Origin of the sequence: Synechococcus sp. Cu2B8-bc1011, from assembly GCF_047302735.1 — a bacterium.
Classification (GTDB): domain Bacteria; phylum Cyanobacteriota; class Cyanobacteriia; order PCC-6307; family Cyanobiaceae; genus Synechococcus_C.
In genome coordinates this window covers 1,337,601-1,361,710 of the sequence record NZ_CP138915.1, presented here as the reverse complement: position 1 = coordinate 1,361,710, position 24,110 = coordinate 1,337,601, and the positions used below count along the sequence as shown (strand labels likewise).

Annotated in this window: 28 protein-coding genes and 1 pseudogene; 14 read left to right on the top strand and 15 right to left on the bottom strand. The window is 46.6% G+C overall.

The genetic code is table 11. The features are described 5' to 3' along the window. Window positions 1-198 carry a chlorophyll a/b-binding protein gene (locus SIC18_RS07145; RefSeq protein ID WP_413429165.1) on the bottom strand — a complete coding sequence of 66 codons (198 nt, stop codon included), beginning with the start codon at window positions 196-198 and terminating at the stop codon, window positions 1-3. Window positions 199-432: 234 nt separating this feature from the next. Here SIC18_RS07145 and SIC18_RS07140 point away from each other — a divergent pair, with 234 nt between their 5' ends. Beyond that, entirely contained in the window at window positions 433-492 is a 60-nt protein-coding gene (locus SIC18_RS07140) for a hypothetical protein (RefSeq protein WP_157028656.1), read from the top strand. A gap of 310 nt (window positions 493-802) precedes the next feature. On the opposite strand, the gene SIC18_RS07135 is transcribed toward SIC18_RS07140, so the two are convergent. After that, on the bottom strand, window positions 803-1,141 hold the full coding sequence (locus SIC18_RS07135; RefSeq protein WP_048346133.1) for a thermonuclease family protein: 339 nt from the start codon (window positions 1,139-1,141) through the stop codon (window positions 803-805). Window positions 1,142-1,571: 430 nt separating this feature from the next. On the opposite strand from SIC18_RS07135, the gene SIC18_RS07130 reads away from it, so the two are divergent. The 3 genes from SIC18_RS07130 (at window position 1,572) to SIC18_RS07120 (ending at window position 3,002) form a co-directional block, all read left to right on the top strand. Beyond that, window positions 1,572-2,264 carry a ParA family protein gene (locus SIC18_RS07130; RefSeq protein WP_250395358.1) on the top strand — a complete coding sequence of 231 codons (693 nt, stop codon included), beginning with the start codon at window positions 1,572-1,574 and terminating at the stop codon, window positions 2,262-2,264. Between the two features lie 278 nt (window positions 2,265-2,542). Next, window positions 2,543-2,728, top strand: coding sequence for a hypothetical protein (locus SIC18_RS07125; protein WP_413429163.1), 186 nt, complete (start codon window positions 2,543-2,545; stop codon window positions 2,726-2,728). Window positions 2,729-2,765: 37 nt separating this feature from the next. Beyond that, entirely contained in the window at window positions 2,766-3,002 is a 237-nt protein-coding gene (locus SIC18_RS07120) for a hypothetical protein (RefSeq protein WP_250395359.1), read from the top strand. Window positions 3,003-3,216: 214 nt separating this feature from the next. On the opposite strand, the gene SIC18_RS07115 is transcribed toward SIC18_RS07120, so the two are convergent. Further along, the gene (locus tag SIC18_RS07115) at window positions 3,217-3,354 is read right to left on the bottom strand and encodes a hypothetical protein (RefSeq protein ID WP_413429162.1); all 138 of its coding nucleotides are present in this window, start codon (window positions 3,352-3,354) and stop codon (window positions 3,217-3,219) included. Window positions 3,355-3,358: 4 nt separating this feature from the next. Between SIC18_RS07115 and SIC18_RS07110 the strand changes: the two genes are divergently transcribed. Further along, a complete protein-coding gene (locus SIC18_RS07110) occupies window positions 3,359-3,913 on the top strand; it encodes a hypothetical protein (RefSeq protein ID WP_413429161.1) in 555 nt (184 codons plus the stop codon). A gap of 393 nt (window positions 3,914-4,306) precedes the next feature. Here SIC18_RS07110 and SIC18_RS07105 read toward each other — a convergent pair whose 3' ends face one another. Further along, on the bottom strand, window positions 4,307-4,672 hold the full coding sequence (locus SIC18_RS07105) for a hypothetical protein (RefSeq protein WP_413429159.1): 366 nt from the start codon (window positions 4,670-4,672) through the stop codon (window positions 4,307-4,309). A gap of 1,120 nt (window positions 4,673-5,792) precedes the next feature. Then, complete coding sequence (locus tag SIC18_RS07100; RefSeq protein ID WP_413429157.1) at window positions 5,793-6,200, bottom strand: DUF1330 domain-containing protein; 408 nt, start codon at window positions 6,198-6,200, stop codon at window positions 5,793-5,795. Window positions 6,201-6,460: 260 nt separating this feature from the next. Between SIC18_RS07100 and SIC18_RS07095 the strand changes: the two genes are divergently transcribed. The 5 genes from SIC18_RS07095 to SIC18_RS07075 all read left to right on the top strand — a co-directional run bounded on the left by SIC18_RS07095 (window position 6,461) and on the right by SIC18_RS07075 (window position 10,496). After that, a complete protein-coding gene (locus SIC18_RS07095; protein WP_413429155.1) occupies window positions 6,461-6,664 on the top strand; it encodes a hypothetical protein in 204 nt (67 codons plus the stop codon). 7 nt (window positions 6,665-6,671) lie between these two features. Further along, a complete protein-coding gene (locus SIC18_RS07090; protein ID WP_413429154.1) occupies window positions 6,672-8,372 on the top strand; it encodes an iron uptake porin in 1,701 nt (566 codons plus the stop codon). Between the two features lie 193 nt (window positions 8,373-8,565). Then, entirely contained in the window at window positions 8,566-8,775 is a 210-nt protein-coding gene (locus SIC18_RS07085; protein WP_250395364.1) for a recombinase family protein, read from the top strand. Between the two features lie 62 nt (window positions 8,776-8,837). After that, window positions 8,838-9,551 (top strand): SDR family oxidoreductase, encoded by a 714-nt coding sequence (locus SIC18_RS07080; protein WP_413429153.1) that lies wholly within the window; start codon window positions 8,838-8,840, stop codon window positions 9,549-9,551. A 435-nt stretch (window positions 9,552-9,986) separates the two neighbouring features. Continuing rightward, the gene (locus tag SIC18_RS07075; RefSeq protein ID WP_413429151.1) at window positions 9,987-10,496 is read left to right on the top strand and encodes a hypothetical protein; all 510 of its coding nucleotides are present in this window, start codon (window positions 9,987-9,989) and stop codon (window positions 10,494-10,496) included. Here the strand turns inward: SIC18_RS07075 and SIC18_RS07070 are convergent. Further along, on the bottom strand, window positions 10,486-10,665 hold the full coding sequence (locus tag SIC18_RS07070) for a hypothetical protein (protein ID WP_413429149.1): 180 nt from the start codon (window positions 10,663-10,665) through the stop codon (window positions 10,486-10,488). The two genes, SIC18_RS07075 and SIC18_RS07070, sit on opposite strands and share 11 nt — an antisense overlap. On the opposite strand from SIC18_RS07070, the gene SIC18_RS07065 reads away from it, so the two are divergent. After that, the gene (locus tag SIC18_RS07065) at window positions 10,659-11,048 is read left to right on the top strand and encodes a hypothetical protein (RefSeq protein ID WP_413429148.1); all 390 of its coding nucleotides are present in this window, start codon (window positions 10,659-10,661) and stop codon (window positions 11,046-11,048) included. The genes SIC18_RS07070 and SIC18_RS07065 overlap by 7 nt on opposite strands. An 846-nt stretch (window positions 11,049-11,894) precedes the next feature. Here the strand turns inward: SIC18_RS07065 and SIC18_RS07060 are convergent. From SIC18_RS07060 to SIC18_RS07035, 6 genes are all read right to left on the bottom strand, one after another. Then, window positions 11,895-12,998 (bottom strand): hypothetical protein, encoded by a 1,104-nt coding sequence (locus SIC18_RS07060; RefSeq protein ID WP_413429147.1) that lies wholly within the window; start codon window positions 12,996-12,998, stop codon window positions 11,895-11,897. A gap of 136 nt (window positions 12,999-13,134) precedes the next feature. Next, the gene (locus tag SIC18_RS07055; protein WP_413429146.1) at window positions 13,135-13,392 is read right to left on the bottom strand and encodes a hypothetical protein; all 258 of its coding nucleotides are present in this window, start codon (window positions 13,390-13,392) and stop codon (window positions 13,135-13,137) included. Window positions 13,393-13,465: 73 nt separating this feature from the next. Further along, entirely contained in the window at window positions 13,466-13,744 is a 279-nt protein-coding gene (locus SIC18_RS07050) for a hypothetical protein (RefSeq protein ID WP_413429145.1), read from the bottom strand. Between the two features lie 156 nt (window positions 13,745-13,900). Next, on the bottom strand, window positions 13,901-14,215 hold the full coding sequence (locus tag SIC18_RS07045; protein WP_413429143.1) for a hypothetical protein: 315 nt from the start codon (window positions 14,213-14,215) through the stop codon (window positions 13,901-13,903). A 53-nt stretch (window positions 14,216-14,268) separates the two neighbouring features. Further along, window positions 14,269-14,868, bottom strand: coding sequence for a histidine phosphatase family protein (locus SIC18_RS07040; RefSeq protein WP_413429142.1), 600 nt, complete (start codon window positions 14,866-14,868; stop codon window positions 14,269-14,271). 383 nt (window positions 14,869-15,251) lie between these two features. After that, on the bottom strand, window positions 15,252-18,533 hold the full coding sequence (locus SIC18_RS07035; protein ID WP_413429141.1) for a Calx-beta domain-containing protein: 3,282 nt from the start codon (window positions 18,531-18,533) through the stop codon (window positions 15,252-15,254). Window positions 18,534-18,952: 419 nt separating this feature from the next. On the opposite strand from SIC18_RS07035, the gene SIC18_RS07030 reads away from it, so the two are divergent. Next, window positions 18,953-19,984: a TIGR03032 family protein gene (locus tag SIC18_RS07030; RefSeq protein WP_413429140.1), complete on the top strand. Its 1,032-nt coding sequence runs from the start codon at window positions 18,953-18,955 to the stop codon at window positions 19,982-19,984. 990 nt (window positions 19,985-20,974) lie between these two features. Here SIC18_RS07030 and SIC18_RS07025 read toward each other — a convergent pair. Together SIC18_RS07025 and SIC18_RS07020 are read right to left on the bottom strand one after the other, a co-directional pair. Further along, window positions 20,975-21,469, bottom strand: coding sequence for a hypothetical protein (locus SIC18_RS07025; RefSeq protein WP_413429139.1), 495 nt, complete (start codon window positions 21,467-21,469; stop codon window positions 20,975-20,977). A 3-nt stretch (window positions 21,470-21,472) separates the two neighbouring features. Beyond that, complete coding sequence (locus SIC18_RS07020; protein WP_413429138.1) at window positions 21,473-21,688, bottom strand: hypothetical protein; 216 nt, start codon at window positions 21,686-21,688, stop codon at window positions 21,473-21,475. Window positions 21,689-21,898: 210 nt separating this feature from the next. On the opposite strand from SIC18_RS07020, the gene SIC18_RS07015 reads away from it, so the two are divergent. Further along, a complete protein-coding gene (locus tag SIC18_RS07015) occupies window positions 21,899-22,054 on the top strand; it encodes a hypothetical protein (RefSeq protein WP_413429137.1) in 156 nt (51 codons plus the stop codon). Between the two features lie 317 nt (window positions 22,055-22,371). Here SIC18_RS07015 and SIC18_RS07010 read toward each other — a convergent pair. Then, window positions 22,372-23,360, bottom strand: a pseudogene (locus SIC18_RS07010) (carbamoyl-phosphate synthase). Between the two features lie 157 nt (window positions 23,361-23,517). On the opposite strand from SIC18_RS07010, the gene SIC18_RS07005 reads away from it, so the two are divergent. Further along, entirely contained in the window at window positions 23,518-23,874 is a 357-nt protein-coding gene (locus SIC18_RS07005) for a hypothetical protein (protein WP_413429136.1), read from the top strand. Window positions 23,875-24,110 lie beyond the last annotated feature (236 nt).

Below are 24,110 nucleotides of genomic sequence, written 5' to 3'. Positions count from 1 at the left end.
TCAGCTGGCACCGAATATTCCGAAAGTGATCTGGCTCACGATTCCATGGCCCGTAATGGCTTCTGTCATAACCCCGATGACAAAGCCGAGCATCGCAGCACGACCATTCAGAAGCTCCGTCTTTTGAAAGCGCTCAGAACGGATTTGCGCAGCAGCGGCTTCCTGAAACCAACTGTCGGTTGAGGTCGAAGACGTCATCATGCTCGAATCGGATGACGAAATGTTACACCCTATTGTAACGAGATGTAAAGGGCTCTCTGTCCGGGCGGGCTGATCAGCGACTCCATCCCTCTCATGGCTTCCTGAGCTCACGCCTCCTTACGGAGGCCCTTTTTCTTGGTGTCCTTGTGCACCTACGAAAGGCAAGCCAACAACAGGTGCAGTACCCACAAGTAGTAGCTCAATGGTGAAGGGCCGTTGACTCTCAAGCAAATGGCTGCACGTCTAGGCCTCCATCGAATGACACTGACGAGACGCTTAACGCGTGGTTGAGGGCTCAGTCGGCTCACTCATGTTGGACATCTGTCTTCACCAGCAGGCGTTGCTCGGGATAATCCCATGCACTTATGCTTATCTCTCGTCACGGCTCGTACAAATTGAAGATCAGCAGCAACTCTGGGTAAAAAAGTAATACCTAAAACAGTTAACTCCCGACAAGAAGCCGTGGCTTTTCGTGACCACTTCGAACAACAACGTATGGAAGTCGAAGGCGTCTGACTTATTTAATTTGAACTTTCCCCCATTTGGGTAATGATTGCCGAGTTTTGTGTCTCCCTTTCGGGGGTGAATGAGCAATTAATCCTTATCGCGCCCAAGGACATTGGTGGGCGTACTTCCAATCAATCTCTGCATGGGCAGCAGCCACCAGTTGCTGTTGCACGTTTGAGCCATTCACGAATAGCTCAGCCACCGTGCGGCCATACCGGCCAGTGCTGATGCGCCGGATGACGACATTGCGCCCAACCACCAAGTTCCGTAGATAGTCCCTGGCTGCTTTTGCAGGGACTGGATCAGCACGTTTGCCTCTCAGTTCTGGAGTGTCAATGCAGGCAAGCCTGATCTTTTCTCCTCTACTTGTAAGGCAAGTATCACCGTCGTAGCAGGAGGCGATGAAGACAGAGGCAATGGCAGCTAGGAGCATCAGCTGACTATGCAGTCATGAGTTTCAGCTTTGATGGATGCGATTAGGCAAAAGAAAACCCCGCCAAAGGCAGGGTTTCTCGGCTTCTCGTTGGGCGTGTTTCCTAGTTTCCACTCCGTGAAGAAGCCCTCCTCACAACTCAATAATGCCTCAGAAAACCCGCTGAGCAAGTCCCTTCGTATCAGTTGATTGACTGATCTGTGGAATCTTCTCAGGATGTGCTCTGCCAACTCCTCACAAGTTTGGCTCCTTACACCCCCCAAAGAAGGCTGAGTCGCCTTCTTTTTTTATGCCATGGCTCGCCCCATTTCAAGAGCCCAGCCTGCGGTACTTTCACAAGCAAGAGTTGAGTTGAAGAACATGAAGGCCTGATGTTTCAGGCTTGCCCGATGCGCAATCAGCGGTATAAAGCGCCCATTGACACGATGTGATGTTCGTAACAGTTTTCGGTCAAAAAGGTGGTGTCGCCAAAACCTGCACCAGTGTTCATTTGGCGGCGATTTGGTCGACTCAATACCAATCAGTGGTGTTGGTTGATGCCGACCGCAATCGTTCGGCCAGTGCCTATGGGGCCCGCGGGTTATTGAACTTTGAGGTGGCCCCGATCGAGGCGGCGGCCAAGGCCACGCGTTATGCCGAGGTGGTGGTCACCGATGGCCAAGCCAGCAGCAGCCAAGAGGAAATTAAAAATCTAGTGGATGGCGCTGATGTAATTATTCTTCCCACTGCTGCCCAGACGCGCTCGTTGGAATTGACTTTGGAGATGGCCGAACATCTCAAGCAATTCAATGTTCCTTTTGCTGTCTTGCTTGTGAAGGTGGACTCGCGCAAGGCCAAGGCTGCGCGGGAGATTCGTCAGGCGCTTGATGCCGCAGGGATTTCAGTTCTGCGTGCGCAAATCCCCCTGCTCTCTGCTTTTGAAAAAGCAGAGAATGCTGGCGTCACCGTGGATCAAGCGGTTTCTGCGGCGGGCAAATCTGATCCTCGCCGCATGATCGGTTGGCATGCCTACACCAAGGCTTGTGAGGAGATTGCCGAGCTTGCCCCCAAACGTGGTGAGGTGATTCCGATTCACCCCATCGGCTGGGATACCACGCCATTGGAGAAGCGCCAAGTCGCTTAAGTCTTGCCGTGGGTCTGCTTTTGTGATTGCAGCTATCAGTTGGATTGCTGCTAAGTGGTTCTCAACGTAGACGTTTGCTGGATGTTGATTAGGAATAGCCGCGGCTCAACGGATCTTCTGCAGGTTGCTCCACATCTCAATGCCTAGGCGCCTGATCGTCCGCTGCATTGTTCTGGTTGCCCAATGCGTGCTGACAAGCGGTAGTCACTCACCACATTGAACTGAGCAGTTGGGTTTCTGCTTCTGGCTTGATCTGGACAAGCATCCCTTCTTGCCTGTTGACCAGCCAGCCTTCAGCGTTGAGCTTCTCGATGTACGGGAGTCATCAGGCCACCACTGCCAGATCAGAGCAGTTTGGCAAGTTTGCCAATTGGCTGGACAACGACTCACTCGAAACCTTGCTTGCCAAGTTCCTGAAACCGAACCTTCCAGGGCGGCGGTTACGGCTTTCGAGAACCATCTAGCGGTCATAGACCGAAGAGATTCCACTTGGTGGTACTCATGACTAAAACAGTTCTTCAACCCGATCTCACTTCAGAACAAAGCCGCCTTGCACACCTCGTCAAAATTGATTTAGATGAGGCCATCTATGAGGCCGCCGAACAGCATCCCGATGTTTGGCCACGGGGACTGATCACCAGAATCGCCACGGAGCTTGGGGTCACACCGGCCATCGTTCGCCGTGAAAGGACCATTCTTTTGCCAGGAGTCAAGAGCGCACCTGAACACGGTTGGTGACTAGTCAGGCGGGCGGAAACGGTGCCCGCCAAAGTGGTGACTTTGGCCCGGATGGGGAGTGCGCCTTCACCACCGTTTCCTCGACGGTGACTACAGACGTAATCAAGGGATGAAAGGTCAAGCTTTTTTGCGAAGGCTGAGCGGTTCAAACGGTCTTTTTAAAAATTAATAGAAGGTATTGACCTGGTCATGTTATATAAAATCTACAATTTAGTTAAATCCATGTCTTTGAAAAAGCAAAATTAGTTTTCTTTTGTTGCTGTTCAACAACTCTTTTGTCTCTATTAAGTGGTCCTGCCGCTTTTGCAGAGAATCCAGTCAGAAAATGCAAGCCCAGAACAGAACTGGTCATCGCAATGTACTTAGTTCCTGTCAACTGGAAACCGCCAAGCAAAATAGCTCATATAGTACAAAATCAATACTGGGGAGCACCAAGCCCTGTGCCTGCACATATGACGCTAACGGGATTTGCACTGCCATCAAATTCAAAAGCAGAAATAGGCCCAGAGTGCAAAAAACACAATGAGGCCATGACGATAGGCGTAAGAAATTTCAACAATAAAATCAAAAAGCCTTATCACATAGGGTACTCAAATTGGGGCAAACCTCGACTTAGCAAAAGCTATCCCAGCTATGTAGAATATCCACTACTTTGCAAGTCTAACAATTGCTTTTCCTTGTTGAGATCGGCATTACAACTCAACAGCAAATTTATTGGTTTTGTTGAAAACCCAACAAAGCTTCATGTCAGCTTTGACAATCCTTTATCGTATTCAAACGAAAACCAAAAAGCGATTAGAAAGTTTTTGGGAGGTATCAAGTGGAAAGCCTGCAAGGTTGTAGTCAGAGTATCTGGCCACAATGACCGATCATTTCCCGGGAAAGGCTTAGTGAAAGACAAGACTTGTTGACATCCGCTTCATTAGCTCTGAGAGCCATCAATAGCTCTTGCAGGAGTGCTAGGGCCATTCGTTAATGCAAACTGCATCAAGCATCCCCGCTGCAAAATAAAAACCCCGCTCGTGGCGGGGCATTGGTCTTTGTTGTCTTCAGCACTATTTAGAACTAACATCCAGCCTTCCCCAAGGTTCATCACCAGTCAGAGCCACAACACATGGTTGCTTATCAAGCTGATTGATTAAAGGTGTGCGGAACTGATCAACCAAACTCACCATGCTCGAAGCATGCCGATAAACCCTCTTGAGCTGCTCTTTGAAAAGGCCTGCAAGGGACTTCTATAAATGGAGTTAAGGCAATCTTCTGAATGAAAATATTGCACTCGCGCAAAAGGTATAATCCAATCTTTATTCTTTCATTTTCTGTCTGTGCAAAGGCAGAGCCCACCAAATGAATTCGGCCTTTTTGTCCATTGTTGCTTGGCGATAGCAACTTGATGCAGCAATATCTTGACTTTCCAAGCTATAGCTTTCTCTATTTTGCAATTCAGTATATTTGCAGTAGCAATGAGACGTTGATAGATCAACCATCAGCTCTGCAACTTCCCCCCACATGACCATTTCTTTCTCCATGCATTTAGCGTGAAACACAGGATAGCTTGTTGCTGTATTGAATGCTTCTTTATCTGTTCTAGTGTCCTCCATAAAATTTCCGCCAAAGCCTCTAGAAGGAAGACCGTATATTGATACAAGGATCAGGATGAGTAATTTCACATCTTTTTGGATAGGGATGGATGAGGAAAAACCGAATCTATTCTATTAGAATTTACGCCCGTTTTACTTGTCAACCGATTGTTTCCATGGAATCATAATTGTGGATCTAAGCTCATTGATGGGTCTACTTGCGGTTGACTGTTGCCATTGACAGCGCTCCCATCCGCCTGTCTTCTACGTGATCTCCCAGGCTTCGACGACGCCGCAGCTGAGCTCCGCTGCTGCCTACCGGGTTGTTCAGACGTGTTGACAAGCGGTAGTTACTCACCAAAACGAATTATGCATGCTGCGTTGGTGGATCGGGCGTAATCGGGTTGCCGCTGCCAGATCAGCGCAGCTTGGCAAGTTTGCTAATTGGGTTGAGCCCCACTGACTTGAAAGGATGGGTCGACTTGTCGTGAAAGCAGCTCGCAGAAACCAGAGATGCCCCGTTAAAGTTTACAAACTAAATGGCTAGTTTAATGAAAGGATCAAGAAGACTACATCGCCCACTACGACGAAGTGGTGTAAAAGACTACGAAAAATTCTACTCACCAAGCACTGCTACGTCCTCTACTCCATTACCCAAATCAACCAAACAGAAAATCTCAATTGACTTAATCGTTGCTTATGAGGCAACCGAAAGGTTAGCCAAAAATCTTGACGAACTTATGGAAGATTGCGATTTCAGCTCTCATAGACTATGGCGAGAATCCTTGACCTCAAACCGCAATATCCTGTCTAACCTGATAAATACAATCAATAGTATAAAAGAAAGAGTAGATGAAGCGAACCCTTCGCTAAAATGTCCAGATTATTTCACAAAATAAGTTGTCATGAGCAATAAGCCAAGATTCTCCACACCATCTCATTATCCCCCATGATCATGGGCAAACTTCTGCCAGAACACATTTAGGGTTAATACCCTGTGTAAAGGAAATACTCCCTGTTTTGTTATCCTGCTGATCGGCCTTTCCCTGTTCAGCTGCTGGAAGACAAACTTATAGTAGTTGAAGTCGTCAACGAAAAAATTGCCGACTATTGATTGATGGTGCATGGACCTTCGATCACTGGCACAGCTATGTCCAGTCTTTTGACAGTCTCTTCATGCCAAGCCAGGGTGAAGTAAGCCTTGGTGCTATCAGCCATGGCTGGCACGACTAAGTAGCCGGTAAAGCTCAATGGTGTAATCGCCTGCATTGTTCCTGAGGGGCTTGATTTTCTGCCGATAAATGGGAGAGCTCCAGAAGTCAATTGCTGCACACTCTGAAGGGAAATTAATCAACAACGTCACATGGTTTTGGTCTCGGTTTCCTTCAAGAATACGTAGAGGTCGTGGGTCATTTAAGTAATAAGAGCCAGCGTGTTGGTGGAGTCCAGATTCCTTTAGTGCTTGTCCGTAAATTGCCATCTGCTCGCGATCATTGGTTACCCCATCAACCACCATGACCACTGGATCTTGACTACAAACCCCAGAGTTTTCTGATGCCATGGCTGGAACGCCTATGGGGCCAAGAGCCAGTGCTGCGGTGAGAGTGGTGCGAATCATTAGTCCTCCTCAGCAAGGAAGCTACTTGCTGCAATGGTGCTTTTAATAATTCCATTGCCTTCCCAATGCGTTCATTACAGCTCAAATAGGTTTTGAGCCACTTGGCCTTAAACGTCTTTCTCGTAGAGGAAGACATTCAAGATTTCGTAGGCGCTGAAAACCTTCAGCAAGAGGTGACGCCTTAAGCCGTCCGTGATTGCCATTGCTCGTATTTGGGTCTGTTTCATTAGTGAACCGAGTCAGGTTCTGACGGGTTTGCGTTGTTGCTGCGTGTGCAACTCACAAACGGTCATCCTGGAAAACCGTTGGCAACGCTTCTCATCGCCCAACTGAGTCCTCACTTTGGGAAAAGGTCTGCCAGCAAAACCGAAACTGGCCTCTATCGATTGCATTCACGCTTCAAAGACGTGATGGTCCAACTGCGCTTTCGAGTGCTGACGCATTTTGCGCAATCTTTGGTGTGAGGCCGAAATGAAACTTTTCCGTCAACTGCTGGTGGCTCCAGCTGCCTTGGGCCTGTTGGCGCCTGTGGCTGCAAACGCCACTGAGCTCAATATCAACGGTGTCTCTGACTATGCCGCCACCTCTGCATTGAGCAGCCGCGAGCAAGTCACCAGCATCACTCAGTTTTCCGACGTTTACCCAACCGACTGGGCTTATCAGGCTCTGAGCAACCTGATCGAGCGCTACGGCTGTGTGGCCGGTTACCCCAACGGCACCTACCGCGGTAACAGGGCGATGACCCGCTTTGAAGCGGCTGCTCTGTTGAACGCCTGTCTCGACCGCGTTACCGAAGTGACCGACGAGCTCAAGCGCTTGATGAAAGAGTTCGAAAAAGAACTCGCCATCCTCAAGGGCCGTGTTGACGGCTTGGAAGCCCGCGTTGGCGAACTGGAAGCCACTCAGTTCTCCACCACCACCAAACTGAAAGGTCAAGCGACCTTCGTGATCGGTGCCAATAGCTACGGGGGTTCCTCTGCATCGGGCGAATTCCCTGGTAATCAAAATGCTGATCTTGCGGCTGCGCAATCTGGTGCAACCACGTTCAATTACGACATGCGCCTCTTCCTTGACACCAGTTTCACTGGCAAGGATCTGTTGCGCACCATGCTGCGTGCCGGCAACTTCAACACCTCTGCTTTTGGTGGTAACAGTTCCTTTTCGGGTCTGTCCACTCTGGAGACAGCTTTTGAAGAAGGTGCACCTAACAACGTTGTGGTGAACCGCCTTTGGTATCAATTCCCAATCGGTAGCAACTTCACTGCAACGATTGGTGGTCGTGTCCGTCAGGACGACATGCTGGCCGTATGGCCTAGCGCATATCCCTCTGACACTGTTCTCGACTTCTTCACCTATGCCGGTGCACCTCAGACCTACAACCTTCAGCTTGGTGCTGGTGCTGGTTTGAGCTGGGAGTCCAACGACTTCAGCATCAGTGCCAACTACGTGAGTGGCAACGGTGGTAACAGCACTCCTGGTGTTGCTAACACGAACGCCTTACTCAGAAATTCAGATGACTGCGGTGGTATCGCCACAGATTGTGCAGCTTCTAGCGGCACAGTTCAGATTGCCTATGCTCCTGAAAATTGGGGTTTAGCTGCTGCTTACAACTATGCATCGGGTAATAACGGAGCTGGCATTTATGCCGGAAACGGAACTCCCTCAGCCGTATTCTTCAGCGGCCTGGGTACAACCAACTCCTTTGGTTTGAGTGCATGGTGGACTCCTGAAAATGCAGGTTGGTTCCCCAGCATCAGCACAGGCTGGGGTTACAATTCCATTGAAATTACAAATGCTAATTTTCCCATACCTGGCTCTTCAGGGATTGGTTCATTTAATGGAGCGATCTCCCAATCCTGGTACGTGGGTCTTCAGTGGGCTGATGCCTTCATGAAGGGCAACACCCTTGGCATGGCGGTTGGTCAGCCCACCTTCGTCACCAGCTGGGACAATAATTCCAACATCAATGGCGGAAGCGATTTCGTTGCTGATGGCAACTATGCCTGGGAATGGTGGTACATGTTCCAGGTGACTGACAACATTTCAGTCACTCCCGCCATCTTTTACTTGAGTCGACCATTAGGCTTCGAAACCACAGCATTGAATGAACTCGACCCCGATGGCATATTCAACAACTTTGGTGGACTTGTGAAGACAACCTTCCGCTTCTGATCCTCACTTCTCAAACGGTTTTCTATTTTTTGCCCCCTTTCTTCAGGGGGCTTTTTTATTGGTTTGAAGTTTTTCTGAGTCGAACGCACATGCCGATCGCTTCTGACATCAAAGCGTTGTTGCCCTGAATCGGCGCATCTCCTTCATTGCAGGTCAGCTCGAGGTGAAGGTCCTTGAGTTCAAGGTTGCCTGCATGCCCAATGCCGATAAGTTCCAGCTCCACATCTATGCGGCACTGGCTGAGCAGGAGCGTGAATTCATCAGTCAGCGCACCAAGGCCGGCCTGCAACGTGCAAAGGAGCGAAGTGTGAAGCTCGGCGGTGTTCGCCCTGGCATTGAGAAGGCAAATGTTGCGCTGTTTATTGCCTGGAGTCCACGGCCTGATTTGGCTCGAAAGATCTAAGGAGTCCCCCAGTCAAAGGTGCTCTTGCCAAGCTGTGAACAAGTAATCAGTCGGTCGAGGCCATGACAGCACAATTGGTTGTGATTACAGGAGCTGGCGCAGGGATCGGCAAGGCTTTGGCACATGCTTTTTCGTCGGCTGGTCACCCCTGTTTGTTGATTTCAAGGAACCAGGAGGTGGACCCCACATTGGCCAATAAGCCAGTGCTTTACCGGCAGCTCGATGTCTCCGATGGCCAGGCGCTGGGGGATGCCATCAAATCAGCAGAGAGTCAGTACGGGCCCACAGGCTGTCTGATTAACAACGCAGGGATGATCCACATCGGCGGACTGGACACTCTCAGCCTCGAGCAGGTCAATGAGGAAGTCGACACCATGATCAAAGGGGTGACCAATGGCATTCACCATGTTTTGCAAGGCATGCGAGAACGCAAATGCGGAACAATTATCAATATCAGTTCCATTGGTGATCGAAAGCCTGCGCCAGGAGCACCTGTGTATCACGCTTGCAAACACGCTGTGCGCTCACTGGGCGAGAGCCTGAATATGTCAGAGGCTGAGCAAAACGTCCGAGTTATCAACGTTGCACCTGGACTGATCCGAACAGCGATTCATCAAAAGATGGGGATCAGCTTTGAGGAATACTGCGAAATGCTTGGCAATCCGACTTTCATTGCTCCTGCAGAACTTGCAAAAATTGTCCTCTTCTGCTGGCAGCAGCCACAACACATCTGTATCCGAGATATCGCAGTTATGCCAACTGACTGCGCATTCTGATTATTAACCTGGAACCCTTTGAGGGATCTGCGTCACGAGGTCTGCATTGAATGGCTTGGACGAAATTGAAGATCTCGCAGTGTACTGCATCCATTACAATATTCAGGTGGAATACATCTCCAAGCAAGAGCTAGATGCATCCATCGACCCAGAGAACACAACTGCCCAATATGTTCTGGAATCTGAAGGTGGGGTCTGCATCCGGTTTACGGCACACACTGGAGAAGTCATAACCATTCGAATGTCGGAATATCTGTTGGGCCTTTATCGATCCAGAACCGCTGAGAGTCAAAAGCTCGCACACGATTCAAAATCATTACTTCAGGAGTGATTTCCATCGTCTCTGCTCAGTGGAAAGATCTTCGCCAACAGTTGGAAGCACTTCGAGTTGAAGTTGCAGGGCGTCTTTGCGCCTTGCGTCGGTAGCCTCGTCAGATGACAGACCCGACCACTCTCGTCAGCAACCTCATCAATGAGCTGAAAGGTCAGCTGGCTCTGTCAGCGAGAGAGCTGAAGATGAGAGATGGCTGGGACTTGGGTTGTCCAGTGATGGTTATCGACACTCGTCAAGACCCCAAGAGAGTGATTGCTACGACTATTCGTGGAGTGACGGGAGTGATCACCACTTCATATGTCATCGACCATCCTTTGATGAGGGCGTTTATGGCGAGAAACAAGGAGGTAGGAGCGGGGCAAGCAGTCACTGAGCTCATCAACGCTCCTGACGGTGAGGAGTTCGCTGAGGTGTGGGAGTCCTACGTAAAAGAAAGAGACGAGAGAGGACTGGCTTGTTGGTCCCATGACGATGCTGCGAAGTTCGCTAGTAAGTCGAAGAAAGCTTTTGAAGATGGTTGTTTGGCTTGTGTCGCCATCACAGAGGGAGATGAGGGAGACGACGTGGGGGTTTTGACGTTTCAGGTCAAGTCTGAGTGGCTTACGCAGTAAACAGAACCACTAGGTCTTCTGGTGGATCGGTCTGCAGTGAAGACCACTCGAATTTAGATGAGACAACGATGCATAGCGTGTGCTGGTGATGCCAACTGCAGTAGCCGGTTTCAGCTTTGCTGATGGTTGATTGATCGTGACCACGGTGCTGCGGACTGAAGCGTGACATCACGAGGAAAACATGCGAAACTTATATGCAATAACGCTGGCCAAATGGCAACTTTTCTACTTGATCTTGATGGTGTAATTTTCAAGCACTCAACAATGGAATTCAATGAAGGTGCTCTAAATTACTTGAAAAAGATCAAAGCAGAAGGTCACAGCATCGTTTTCACTACAGCTCGAAAAAGCTCGAATAATAATATTCCTTCACTTCAGCTGGACCTTACAATTCAGAAATTGCATGATGCAGGGATTGAATTTGATTCAATAGTCGGAAATCTTTCAAGCCCAAGAGTCGTGGTTAACGATGACGGGGCTTTCGCTATAGACCATGATCGCAATTCTCCACTTCACCATCACCCAGGAGTCGAATTATTTACATCCAACTGATTAATGAGACTACTCTCCTAACAGTTGCTGCTAAGCAGATATCGTCTTAATAGTTGTGAAGCGATAGGCAGCTTCAACTTTTCTGCCCTAACTCACAAAAGGACTAAAAGCTCACTCCCAGCTGCCAAGCCATCATCGTCACTAGCCCTTAGCGCCATCAACAGCTCTTAAAGCAGAGCCAGTGTCAACTGAGTGTCGAGGGACATCAGCAGGTGGCAACGGCTTGAAGCATTCCCAGGCTGCAATAAAAACCCCGCTCCAAACGGTTGAATGAATCTTCTGACATCTATTGCTTTGGTTTGATCTGAACGAGATCCGGGATTAGTCGGTGAGGTGACCATTCATGATCGTAAGGGCATGAGGGTAGATCTCAACTGGTGAGCTAGTTCCGTAGGCATGCCTGAGATCCATCAATGAAGATCGTAAACTGGACTAACGAGTACGCAACGGAAGACCCAAAAAAGGTGAGAACTGGAATCAATGAATCCTGATGCTTAACTTTGGTAAGTTGTTTTAGTTTCCGGAACAGTTGTGTTTCTTATGATGGCCTTATCTGTTTCAAGCAAAGGATCATTTGAATGTGTCGGAGCTTGTCTTTGTTCCATTGAATGTTCTGGGACATGCCTTTGTTAACGGGCAGGCACAGGGCACAACAAACCCGAGGCGCTTTCGCCATCTAGCGGAGAGGGTTCAGTTATCGCAGGCCCTTTTCGGTCAATGAAGCGGGTGCCAATACGCTTCACCGGGCTCTTGTTCTCATTGCTCTGTCATTTTGGCTGTTTTAGCTCAACGGCTTATTGCTCACCCTAAAAGCACTAGAAAAGGATTCAACGTCAATCAATTGATTTAAATTCCACTCTCAAGTAGGACTTCAGTTGTAGTTACAGCTAATGCAGAAATCACTGGCGCAAATACGATCACCACTTGCTTGACCAGTGCCTTTCCGTCAAATGCGATTCCCAACTCACTCAATAAGTGTGGGCCGGCAGCAGAGGAGGATTTCCTAGAGGCCTCCAGTGATTCACGATGTCCATCAAGGGTTAACATGATACATGCATATAGAGTTGCAATCATGGTGCTAAACACAAAGGCCCAATAAAATACAATCCCGGATGCCAGTTGACTTAACTCCGGCCTACCTAGAACTAGGAATGACAACCTCATCCACGCGAACATATGCAATATTCCGACCACTAAAAAGACAGACGAACATGCGCAAAACTTCCTTCCTGATTTAATTCTACTAACCAACATGTCGTCCGTCCATCCTCCACGGGGGGTGATAAACACTGATGGCATAAATGCACAAAACAGCGAGGGGATAACGACGCTCAGTACATTGATCACATCAAGAAGCTTATCTATGCTATCCAAGCTATTTGATTGCATTAGGCTGCTTGCCTTGAGGCTTTCAAAAGTCAGATAGAAAATCATGCTGAGTGGGCGTCGTGATTCGTCTACCCATAACAAGTGAGAAACGCCTATTACAATCAGAAAAGACGCAATTCCCCAAAAAGGATACAAGGCTTTGCCTTTAACATTCTTACCAAGAAAGCGAAAAACATAGCCGATTAAACCAATGGACACAACCAAGTAAATCAATGAAGCCGATCCCCATAACTGAGCAGCAGCAATAGATGACTCAGCAAAATCGATATTGGCACTGCTAGAAAGCAATTGCATTGCATAACCAGCAAATGAGACTCCAATAATATCAAATAGTATTTGACCTAGTATATAGACAACAACTGGTAATAAAGCCAACAATAGGAGTTTGAATTCATTGGGCTTAATCCTTGTTGCTTGAAATCGTTCAATTGTTGTGTTTTCCACGTCTTTCCATGAATCTTCTGAATTATGCCCTGATTTGTACTGGTCAGCCACATCGCTTCGGCTGTCTTTAGCGGCATCCTTCCAATACAAGTAGAAGTCAGGCTGTTGCTGCCACATCAGTGCAGTTGGGCGAGATTGACACTATGCAACTTGCTTGCCAAGTTCCTGATATTGATCCCGAATGAATAACCGTGGACAGGGACATCGGCGTTTGCCTCAGTGGCTCAGTCAGGAATGATTGATCCATCACCACTTAGGCGGGCAACGCTTCCACCCGCCTGACTTCTGCATGGTTTCCCAGGCTTCGATGGCGTAATGGTGCAAAATGCGCGTGACCACCGGCTGACCACTGCCGTGTATCGGGCCTGGTCTCCACAACAACCCACGTCGGGTACGCCGTTGGATTGGCGTTGCTGAAGCTGCAGACCTCCCCTCCGTGATCGTTCATCAACCAGCAGACACCGTTCTTCTGTACATGACAACCAACCAGTGGACGGTCCTTGTTTGACATGCCGACACGATGGTGAAACAGGAGATCACGTCAGGAATCATTCCTCAACCAACCACTGGGGTTATGCAGTCGGTCAATTCAAGTAGCCCTCATACAAACAGAGCTTGTAAGCCGAGACCTGAGCCCGGTTTGGTGGCCACTCTTCGCCGTACTGAATAGAGGCGATGCCTCTGTTGATGTTGTCGTCTCCCCAGCCGCCTCCAGCTTCCTGTGCGATAGGGCAGAGAAGTTTCAGGGCCTGTTGACGGGCTTCCAAATCAGGAATCGACTCTGGGGAAGGCCCCGGAGAAGGTTCAGCGTTGACGTGACAGCTGCCGGCGAGAGCCAGCAGGAATAGGGCGTACACCTTCATGTCTTCGGGATTGCCTGATCAGTCAGTCGATTGTCAGCTACCCAGTTGCCCTCGAACCGACGTCCTGCTGGCGATCGACCTGTGGGTGGTTCTACATCGGCATGCAGACAACATGACGAAACAGCAGGTGCGGCTAATGACGTAAGCCCAGTAACGTCAGCACCTAGTGCGATCTCCAACCGTTGAGCTGACGCCAAAGCCAGTCATCCAACCCACTGACGCACGCAGGTCACGACCGCTCCAGGATTGAATGGACCATGTCAATAGCTCCTGTCTATCAATTCCGGGCTCATCAACATCAGCTTTGATTTGAGTCCAGGCACGCCTTAGCAGTTCATACCCACAATCCCTGCTAATCCGCCACTCCGTTCTGACAAAAGCAAGACATTCCGTATGGGGAATACCAGCAAGGAAGGTTGCCTGGAGGGGCTCGACGCGGTCGGAGTTCTCCACTGCTGTTGGTCGTGCCATGGTCAATAAGCCTCAGCATTGAGTCAGTGAGTGAGGAGATTGTTAGGCAAAAACTAATAGTTGCAGTCGGGCGACGGAGTTATCCCTTGTTTGCTGATATCCAATGAAGCTTTGCCGTGTTTGAAAGAGATAGCCCAAATACTATCGAAATCTTTACCACTCCATTTTGGTGGATTTTTCACCCCAAGGTCTCGAGCGATATTTTGAATCTGACTGTGATTCCAAACCAGTAGGACAGTGCCGTCTTTTGTCAGTATGTGTTTGGCAATACCATCATGATTTTTCTCGCCAAACTTACTATTGATTAGCAATTTATTCTTGATCGCAAAGGGGGTGATTGTCTGAAACATTCTTGCGTGACTTGTAGATTTATCGCGCCCCAAGGCAGGAACAAAAGCATGGTTAATTTTTGGAAATCTCTTGTCAAGCAGGGCCGGGAGCTGCAGGGCGCGATTCAGCCCCTTACAGGACAGGTTGTGGTTACTTGATGCTTTCTCTCCGTGCCGAATAATCACTACAATCAAACTGTTATCAGGAATGGCCCTACCAACACTTTGAAATAAAATAGCCGATGCAGCGATTCCAGCAACAATAAACAATAGAGATTGCGTCCTCTTCTTCTGGAACTTTTCAGCAAATAGCGTCTCACCCACAACTGGCCAAATTGCATGCATATACGATAGAAGTAGTCTAAGAGCATTTTAACAACATTTTCTGATATGGCGTTATGCCTGAAAATGATGCATAGAAAGCTCACCTCCAAGAACGGTTATGGCCTACCCCAGCAAAAAGACAAAAGCCTTAGACTCCAAAGGAAATTCAAGTAGAGAGTTGGCAGCTTCGAGAGATGTCGGCGATGCGTTGATATAAGACAAATTGCAACCATCAGCAGGACGGCAGAGATCATTCATCAGTCTTCAGACAACACTTTAAGAGCAGGAAATCAACATCTTGCCCAAACATACTTGATGTAGAGCATCCTATTCTTCGATAGCAATTCGAGGGATAAAGATTTAACCAATCAGCCCCGAAGTGGTCAAAAGAGGGGATTAGATTCTTGAATCAATGACCCTGTAATTAAAATATCGTCAACATTGACACGTTCCTTGCTAGCAGACATTGACCCTCTAAATCGCGCTTGGACTTCACCACCAACCCAGTCATTAAGGTCGATAGATTCTTCGATCCAGGAATTTTCTTGATCTTGGTTACCTCTAAGGATGGCGACACCTTCTTTCCAGGTTTCGCCATCATTCGAGAGATCTAAGGCAATAAACTCACCTGGGTCAAGATTGCGCTGAATGCGCCAATTAAACGTCATCTCAGCAGATGAAACGTAAGTGAGATCAATAGGGTTCGATTGCATCGAACCATTCTCGATTCGACCATTGATTTCACCAGACCAGCTACCACCTGTTGCTCGTCGAGAAGAACGCTTCCACCCATTAGCTGGACTCAGAGTCCATTGATCACTAAATGTGCCCGCGGTTTCAAAATCTTCTGAAAAGAGTACAAGGTCATCATTGACGATCAGTCCTGTGACAGAGTCAGTTGCAATCGAGCCATTGACAGGGTTTGAAAGTGCAACGCGGAAACCTTCATCACTTTCAGACTCTGAATCCGCCACCACATCAACATTGATGATTTTGGTTGTCTCACCAGCAGCAAAGCTCAGCAATCCTCCCGGAAATCCAGCACCCACAAAATCATCAGAACTAGCAGGATTGGCTCCATCTCCAGTCAAGCTCCATTGCACCGAGCTGATTTGATTAGGATCACCGCTACGGGACACGCTGAATGTCAAAGGCGTTCCAACATCCTCAGCTTGCGATTCATTCACAGCAACGATGTTGAATTCAGCCCGAGACCCTGAAGAAAAACCAGACAACACAACATCATCAACATTCACTCGTTCTCGTTGTCCACTCATGGAACCGCGGAAACGGAATTGGAGATCACCACCAACCCAATCACTAAGGTCGATAGATTCTTCGATCCAAGTATTTTCTTGATCTTGGCTACCTCTAAGGATTGCGATACCTTCTTTCCAGTTTTCGCCATCTTTCGAGAGATCCAAGGCAACAAATTCACCTATATCAAGGTTGCGTTGAATTCGCCAAGAAAAATCAAGCCGAGGATCTGAAATACCTGACAGATTAATCACATCAGAAACCATCGAACCATTAGAGACACGACCATTGAGTTCAGCAGAGGAACTACCACTGATTGATCTACGGGAAGAACGTGCCCAACCATTGGCAGGATTTAAGAGCCACTGACTAGTAAAGGTACTGGAACTTTCAAAGTCATCAGCAAAAAGAACGATCTCCTCTTGAACAGCAAGAACCAATGAGCTTGTTGAGCTGTCGTGTCTATAAAGATCTCCATTAAAATCAAAATATTCTATATCAACAAAATCATCATTATCGATAAAATAATGATTGTCTAGAGGCCCTTTTTTTAGGACTTCATAAAAGGAAAAGGATTCACTAAAATGGGCAGTATCATTGTCGCCCATGGTACCTATCACGTAATTGGACTCAGAATTACCCCAGAAATGATTTTCACCTAAGCCAAATGTGATATTTTCAATAGAAACAAGAGTATCAGTATCAGTCTCAGAACCTATAGCGGAACCTTCTTGAAGATTAACGCTCACACCCAAGGTAGTACTTGTATAAATGACAGTATCTATATCTTCTCCCCCATCGTAAAAATCATCTCCTTCGCCAGATCCGCCAATAATTGAGTCGGAGCCGGAGCCAGCCAAGACAATATCATCACCATCTCCCGGATTTATAGTATTATCCAAAGAGTTTCCTGCTACTGAATTATCAAGTAAATTCCCATCAGCGTTAACAAAAGAAGTACCCTCGATAGAGACATCAGTTGCATTAGATGGTGCCACAAAAGTATATTGAGACGAGTCGGCAATTTCACCAATATCAGCAAAATCAATCTTCCAAACTTCTTGGCCATACTCATCATTCTGAGCTGTAAAATATAGAGAAACATCACTTGCAAATAATTCTCCAGTTGAGCTCCATCCTTTATTTGTAAAGAAAGAAGCATCTAAAACTAACTCTGTATTCGCTTGTGAACCATCAGTTCTCCAAATATTTCGGGTGCCAGTTCCAGAGTAATTACTTTGGTAAGCAAGGAAGTACAAATAACCATCATTAATAATTCCCCCGTCAGGAAAAGGAAAAGAGCCACCAGCATTAAACAAATAGGTGCCTTCAGCGCTGTTGATATCTTTTAAAAGGTTGGTGCCCTCTTCGGTACCATCAGTAGCCCATAATTCGTAACCATGGAATTGATCAGCTCCACCATAAACTATAGTTTGCCCTACACGAACTAATCCTTCAGGTTCACCATATCCATAACCTGTATCATTCTGAATATCCTTGAGAATCTTCGTCCCCTCTAATGTTCCATCAGAGATCCATAACTCATTGCCACCATATTCTTCCCCGTTCGGACCGGTCGCTCCAGAATTATATATAAATTTATTACCAAGAACGGCTGAATTACCATCACTATTAGCACTATTTCCTACTAAAGAAAAGGAATTTGGATCTAGGTCTGGGTCACCAACCCACAGGCGCGCACTGGAATCTGTAAACCAAACGATTGAACCATCATCACTGACACCCTCAACAAACACACCGCTGGCTTCATTGACCAAAATTTCTCCACCACTAATTATTTTCAAGGAGCTACTAGTTACTCCATCAGAATACCAGGACTGATATTGCTTATTATTGTTTGAATCAAGCGAGGAAGTAGTAAAAACAAATCCTTGATCAATCTGATAATCATCTATTCGCGTCAAATTGCCATCAAAGCTTCCTAATCCATGAAGCTCGTATGATCCCTGAGGAGTTCCATCAGTTCTGAATAGGGAATTTCTCTCTTCATTTGCTAAAATTAGGATATTATCAAAGCTTTGCCCTCTATACCCCACAAGTGGATTAGGATCAAACTGATTTAGTTTTTCAAAAGAAAAGCTACCAAGACTAATTGGGTTGTCACCATCTATGCCTTTTGAACTCCATATTTGCCCATTAGCTGAGAATATAAATAACTCATCGACACCATTGCTAATTATCCCCAGCGATACAAAATCTTGCAAAGACGAGTAAGCAGGGAGTAACTCGATAGCACCATTTGGAGATTCAATCCAAAGCTTGTAAGGAGCATCTCCTAGTTGATCTTTTGCAAAGAAAACAACATTGCCATTGAGTGTGCCAATAATGATTGGGCTGGATGATGAGCTCCCCACACTTACGTCCGCTACGATTGAGGGGATAGCCAATTATGCTCACGGAACACTCATTAGATACTAACCTTATTTTATTTTTTACCCATAAAGTAAATGATTCATTACAAACTTTGGCTAAGGTGTCTTTTGAAAGGGCTTTTCATCAACACGCCGTTGCTCACCAGCTTGTTTTATGCAAGATATGCATAGACAATCGTCTCATCCAGCTGATTCACGACCTACTAAAAATTGATGTGTCTACAGAGGAAGCACGTACAACTCAGAGCACTCATCCTCTCCCTCTTGACCACTAGATGATGGAACGAACTGAGCTGTCGAGTACATTTCAGTCTAAGCAGAGTCAAAATCGCTTTTTGAGACAATAAGCTCACCAGTTAGAATAGGATGAATTAATGAATAAACATTATGTGACCCGAATAGATCTAGTAAATCAACAATCGAGAAACAATCAAATGCAGGCGAAAGAAAAATTAAATGTTCAATATGAACATTCAGAAAAGCTAAACGATTTTCTGCAAGATTTGAATATATCAATTTTACTCTCAACATATCAAACAAGCCGAATTGCGTGTATTGGATCGAATAAAGACCTGAATGTCTCATTTTCAATTTATGACAAGCCAATGGGAATAGCAAAAACTAATCGTGGGCTTGCAATAGGGACAAGTAGTATGATCTGGAAATTAATGGCTAGAAAAAACAATACAACAATTCCAAACAACTCTAACAATCCAGATATCATCTTTCATGCTAGAGAGAGTATAAGCACAGGTCCAATAATGGGGCATGAACTATTCTATAGAGGTGGAAAACTATGGGTCGTCAATACTAGATTTAATTCAATTTGCACCATTGAGCCGCCATGGAGCTTTAAGCCCTATTGGAAGCCTAATTTTATTCCAAAAGATAATGAAGGAGACCGCTGCCATCTCAATGGAATGGCCTTTCGCGAGAACGAATCAAATCCTTCTCTAGCCTCTGTGCTTGGAACAGGAAGCGAGATTAATAGTTGGAGAGCAAACAAGGCCAATAGCGGAGCTATTATTGATATTAAAACAGATACACTGATCGCGGAGAAATTGTCCATGCCACATTCCCCAAGATATTATAAGAATGAAATCTATTTTCTTAATTCAGGGGAAGGATCCCTCGAACGCATTGATCAGAAGACATACAAAAGAGAAAAGATTGCCATTATGCCTGGATTTACTCGTGGCTTAGATTTTTATGGTGGATTTGCATTTGTTGGCCTCTCACAAATTAGAGAAACAAATATTTTTGGTGGACTTCCAATATCAGAAAAGAAGCTTGAGGCTGGCGTTTCAATTATCGACCTGAAAACTCGGAAAGAGATTCTACGATTCTGGTTTAAAAGCATTGTAGAAGAAATTTTCTCTGTTTGTGTCTTGCCTGGCTGGAAAAATCCAAAATTAATATCATCGATAGATGACCAGGAATCACCCAGCTGGGTGCTCCCCGGATGATTTCAATATAAGCACTATTCTTCAAGCACTTCAAGAAATTCTGATTCATCTGGTGGAGCATCAAAACGCGAGGCACATTGAACGCAAAATCGAATCCAAGTATTTGCTGGTTCGGATCCAGCTTCAATAACTGATGGATAAGCTCACCCCAAGTCAGCGCCATTTTTGAGCATTGCGCCATTGGCCTCGTAAAGCGCTTGCATACAATCGCGTTGTGCACCTGCAAGACTCTCCAATTTCTTCTTTGGTGGCCATGCAAGTCATTACAGCGAAGCTGATAATCAATAGGTCCAGTATCACAGCTAAAGCAACAGATATGCCATCTAGCAGTGATTAGCAGTTTACGGGGGCCGAACACTTCTGGAGAACCTTGCGGTAGAGCTGTACGAGATGGAGACCAGCGTCTGCAACCTGACCATAGATGCCTGGGCAGAAGCTCTCATTGATTAGAAATTCAACTACTGGCCGAGTTAATTTCTTTTTTCTAGCAATAGCAACAGGCTGTGTAAATTAATTGAGAAATGCTATTTGCTAAATGCATTATCTCTTATAGATCTAAGCAAATCATTATTTGCTATGTCCTCTTGGTCATTCACTCTTTTGAGGTATAGAAGATCATGCAAAGAATCCGATTGGGGAATGATCTTGGCTGATCGATGGAAAAAAGAACTAGAAGCTCAAACCCAGCTGCCAAGCCATCAGCGTCATTAGCTCGGTGTGCCATCAGTAGCTCTTGCAGCAGAGCCAGGGTCATCTGAGTGCGAGGGTCATTGGTTGAGAGCTACTACTTAAAGCATTCCCCAACTTCAAAAAGACCCACTCATGTAGTACGACAGCTCCCTAGCTAACATTATGATTTGAGAGATCTCATTTCGTCTAATTTTTGTTCAAACACGGCAGGGAGGTCATCAATTTAACTGGATGAATCATCATCTAGACGTTCGCTGCCAGGTCAAGCAGGATGATAAACACTCTCACCAAAACAAGCGCTTATTTAGGTATCGAATTCACTGGCTTGTTTAGCATGTAAAAATCACGATTTAAATGCATCATTCCGCCAGATTGATTTGTACAAGTAAGTCCGATTTTCTCAGACTTGCAGGCAATAGGACCAAACTTGATACTGTCTCCATAATTCAAAACATTACCTCCAGTAATCGAGTCAGAACTTCTGATCGCTTGCGCAAGCCCTTGCACTGGAAGCATAAATCGAGTCCCAATCGAACCCCACTGCTGACCCATTCCCCAATCTTTCCAAGCATGATCATGAACATCGCAGAGCAATCTTTTGTTATAAAAAACGCATGCAATGTTGTTTTCCTTTTCTCCGTTCCAAGTAGTCGTTAGCGATGGCATAGCAAAACCCGGAAAACCAGTTCCTTCCGCATTGGCGTGAGCAATCATCGCTGCATCAACTCCAATCAAAAGAAAAAATAGAATGCATGAATTCTTAATCATATCGGCACAAGGCAAGGCCTCAAACAACTTCTAAAACCAATCTAATTGATTCAATATCAGCCTGCCTCTCTCCTCTTCAGCCAATAAAGGCACCATCCAGTCAGACTCGACTTCAGCAGCTACATCCCTTCCAAGCGCCTCGATACCAAGTGCAAGCCAACCCTTGCAGCTTTCAGCATCGTTGGCTTTTAGTGCCATGAGCAGATCCTGCAGTAGTGCCAGGGTCATTTGAGTAGCGAGGGTCATTGGTTGTAGGGCAACTGCTAAAAGCATTCCCCGCTGCAATAAAAACCCCACTCGTGGCTGGGCTTACTTGATAATGAAGCGAAGAGCAGAATTCGAACCGATGGTGCCCCTGCAGGCACGCTGATTCAAGCCGCGAAGGGCAATGCTGATCGCTACTTCTGGCATCCATTGTCTTCTTGCGCAAGAATCTGAACAGTTGCACTGAATCCAATGGCTAAAAACCCCTTAAAGTCAATTGTTGGCGCAGATCGTGATGCTTATTTCTGGATCAAAAAGAAGCTTGGTCTTAGTGAGTACCAGATGGGAGCCCTTGTCTGGTTTTCAGCATTGATCATTGGAATCCTTCTTGGAATATGGATCGGCTGAATTAACAATTCCTAACCAGGCGGTAGGCAACGCTGCAAGTTTCCAGATTGGTGGTCTAAATACAGCGAAACCGACCTACAAGAAATGCACGCTCGCGGTCAGCAGTTTGTGAATGGTGAACCGATTAGCTGGGTTGAACTGATGGGTAGGCAATAAACAATAGTGCAATCATCTGCTGCAATGTCCCTAGCTGACACCCTTGTTTTAGCGATCTTGTTTTATTTAATTTCTGCTCAATCGTGCCAGGTATCAAAGGCTGACTTGGGGGCTTATGGTGTTGATTGAAGAAACAACAAGCCACAACTATCATAAGGGGTTCATCTGCAAGCACGTTTATCCTGGCCAAAAGTGAATACAAATTCAAAACCACAGAAAACCGAACCAAGAATATTGACATCATGCACCCTCACATCTCTTTTGCTTGGTGTTGATATTAAAGCATTGATCACAGGAAGTTGTTGAACTTCTTTGCGATTTGCAGTTGTACTTGGCCCACCAAAACGAACTTCAAGATCAGCTGAAACTCTTGTGTCGAATGCTTCGTCGTAGGAGACATTCACTCCTGCTGTTACTCCGTTACTGATTTCATAAGCAACTCGTCCGAGCACACCAGAACCATCAGCATTTCCTAGGTCACCATTTTGGTAGTAATACCCAACAGAAGCATTCAACTCAGGAGTGATGAAGTAACCAACATCAAGCCCGTAGGTATTGAGTGCACCGCCCCAATAAAACCAGTTCAGTTGTTGCTCAGTATCACCAACAGGAATTAAGGCATAGGCATTGAAGTTCCAGTCATTGGAAACTGCTTCTGCATTGACTGCCACCTGCTGGAAGAAGGCACTCTCCTCTGTGCCGCTGACATTGATGCCGGTATCGGTTCCGCCTGTATTCATCGGGCGGCTGTCATAACCAGCATTCAGTCCATACATCCAGCTGCGATCTCCATTCAGCCAGCGGTAGCCAAGCCGTGATGAGGTGCTGATCGTGGTCCCAGCACCTCGGTATTGATGATGCTGCTGTTGTTCTCGTAATCAGCGAAATTAGCGTTAGCGAGGACATCAAGAAACCAGACGCTGTTCTCGCCAACAGAGAGAGGCAAGAACCCACCAATACCTGCTTGGTTCGGTGTACCAGCGCCCTGCAACGCGCCTTGAAAGCCAAAAGTGGGCTTGACCACATCCTTAAGGCTGATGCTCATCACATCACCTAGATCCTCTGCACTGCCGTCCTCTTGAGCAATGGAAGGCAGAGAAGCAATGGAGATGACAGAAGCCAAAATCCCCAGGGAGAGATGACGGAGCATGTCTGAGAACTTGGTGAGAAGCCAACGTTGACTGACTCCTAACGGTGATGCCAGCTGCAGTGGGCGGTTTCAACTTTGTTGGCAGGTCAGGCAGTCATAAAAAAAAACCACTTTGCTGAAATGTTGCTATAAAACTTGAAAATCCGCCCCTCAACCAATGCATAACAATTTCAAAGGTTTAATGACGTCCATTAGTGCGCTATCGGGCTTGTGCTTGTTAGCGGCATTCACTCCAGCTGAACTCAAAGCAGAAGGATGTGTTGTTCAAGGATCATCTTTAAGCTCAAAGCAAGTGGCAAATATTCAAGTTGGAAATGTTGGTGATTCTCCAGTGCGCCTTTCATGGATTAATTTCCAAGGTGGTCGAGAAGAATGGGAAGTGATACAACCAGGCGGATACACCAATATTCAGTCATACGCCACGCACTTGTGGGTTATCGAAGATATAGGAAGTGGTGATTGTGAAGCATCGGTTCGAGTCGGTAAAACAGTATTAGTTAAAGTGGGTAGATAAAGAGTCGCAGCATGGGACGTTATAACTTCAACTAAGGGTGCATTTCTTGAACTGCAGATGTCCGCTGCAGTGGGCATCTGCAGCTTTGCTGCTTTTAGCCCCGAAAGGACTAGAGGCTCACGCCCAGCTGCCAAGCCATCAGCGTCATTAGCCCTGAGTGCCATCAATAGCTCTTGCATCAGAGCCGGAGTCATCTGAGTGTCGAGGGTCATTAGTCTGAGGCAACTACCTAAAGC